Annotated in this window: 2 protein-coding genes; one reads left to right on the top strand and one right to left on the bottom strand. The window is 74.1% G+C overall.

Features of this window, described 5'->3' with window-relative positions:
• Window positions 1–418 (top strand): helix-turn-helix domain-containing protein (locus G3I65_RS39870; protein ID WP_160700674.1); only part of this gene is annotated, 418 nt, incomplete at its 5' end.
• A 13-nt stretch (window positions 419–431) separates the two neighbouring features.
• Here the strand turns inward: G3I65_RS39870 and G3I65_RS39865 are convergent.
• The coding region (locus tag G3I65_RS39865) for a WD40 repeat domain-containing protein (RefSeq protein WP_160700673.1) at window positions 432–1,508 on the bottom strand (1,077 nt) is incomplete at its 5' end.

Here is a 1,508-nt window from a genome sequence, read left to right as displayed (position 1 = left end):
GGCGACGTCCCTGTGCTGGGCGCGGCGGGCGTGGGAGCTGCGAGGCCGTGGCCTGCTGCCCGGCGACGGCCTCGTCCGGTGGCCCGACCACCTGACCACCCACTGGCTGGTCGCGGACGAGCTGCTGACCGGTGCCCTCGCCGCCCGCAGCCTGGCGCCGTTGTCCGGGCTGGCCGCGAACCAGCGCGCGAAGCTCGCCGAAACCCTCGACGCGGTGCTCGACGCCCGCGGCGGCGCGCCCGAAGTCGCGGGGCGGCTGGGTATTCACCCGCAGACCGCGCGAAACCGCCTGCGTCGGTTACGCAGTTTGTTCGGGGCGCGGTTGGAGGATCCGGAGGAACGGCTCAACCTGCGGATCGCGTTGCGGGCTGAGCGGGTCCTGGCTGCCGAGGCCGAGTCCGTCGCGCGAACCGCTTGACCGCGGGTCGGGATCAGGCGGGTGGGCGCCACAGGCGGACGGGGCCGTCCTTGCCGAAGGTGGCGATGGTCCGCCCGTCCGGGCTGAACCTCGCCCAGCCAACGTCGGTGAGGGTGGCGATCGCGTGGCCGTCCGCCAGGTCGGTGAACGTGAGGGTGGCGTCGGACAGCGTGATCAGGCGGGTGCCGTCCGCGTTCAGCTGGGCTTGGTTGTCCGCGGCCGGTGCGATCGTGATCGGGGCGCGGACCTGGTTGTGGGTGACCGGGTCCCAGAGCCGGATGTAACAGGTCTCCGCCGTTGCGTCGACTGTGATCAGATACCGGCCGCCCGGGGCGAACGAGACCCAGCGGTACGCGTCGTCCTTCTGCAGCGTGATCGCGGGTCCGCGCTGCTGCCGGGTGGTGGCGTCCCACAGGGTCAGCGGCTCGGGCGCGCTGTCGGCGGCCCAGTCGCGGATGGCCAGGGTGCGGCCATCCTGGCTGAAGGCGACCTGCGTGACATTGGCCGTGGTGTCGACGAACCAGGTTTGCCGCCGGCCGGGGACGTCCCAGAAGGAGACGCCCGATTCGTGGTCGGCGTCGTCGGCGGCGACGGCGAGGGTGCGGCCGTCGGGGCTGAGCGTCGGGTGCAGGAGCCGGGCGTCGACCTTCCCGGCGTCGAGGGGCGCGGCCGCCGGGCTGCCGGTCGCCACGTCCCACTGCTGCACGACCGCGTGGTCGCTGTCGAGCTTCGCCGTGACGAGGGTGCGGCTGTCGGCGGTGAACGTGAAGTCCTGCGCGCCGGTTTCGCCGAATGGGCCGAGGATCTGGCCGAGCTGACGGCCGGTGGCCACCTCCCGCAGCTGCACCGTCCCGTCGGTGTTCTCGACGGCGAGCACCCGGCCGTCCGGGCTGAACTGCGCCCAGCGCGCCTGCTCGGTCCCCGCGATGGTGCCGGCCGGGACGAGGTGGGGTGCGGCCGGCGGCGGTGCCGGGGGTTGCGGTTGCGGCCAGAGCTTCCAGGCCGTGACGCCGCTGGCGGCGAGCACGACGACGGCGATCGCCACGGCGAGCACGCGCCGCCGGGGCCGGGCGAGGACAGCCGTCGCCTG

The sequence above is a fragment of the Amycolatopsis sp. SID8362 genome (genome assembly GCF_010550475.1).
GTDB lineage: Bacteria > Actinomycetota > Actinomycetes > Mycobacteriales > Pseudonocardiaceae > Amycolatopsis > Amycolatopsis eburnea.
The sequence above is the reverse complement of the archived record's forward strand: the minus strand, read 5'-3'. Positions and strand labels throughout refer to the sequence as shown.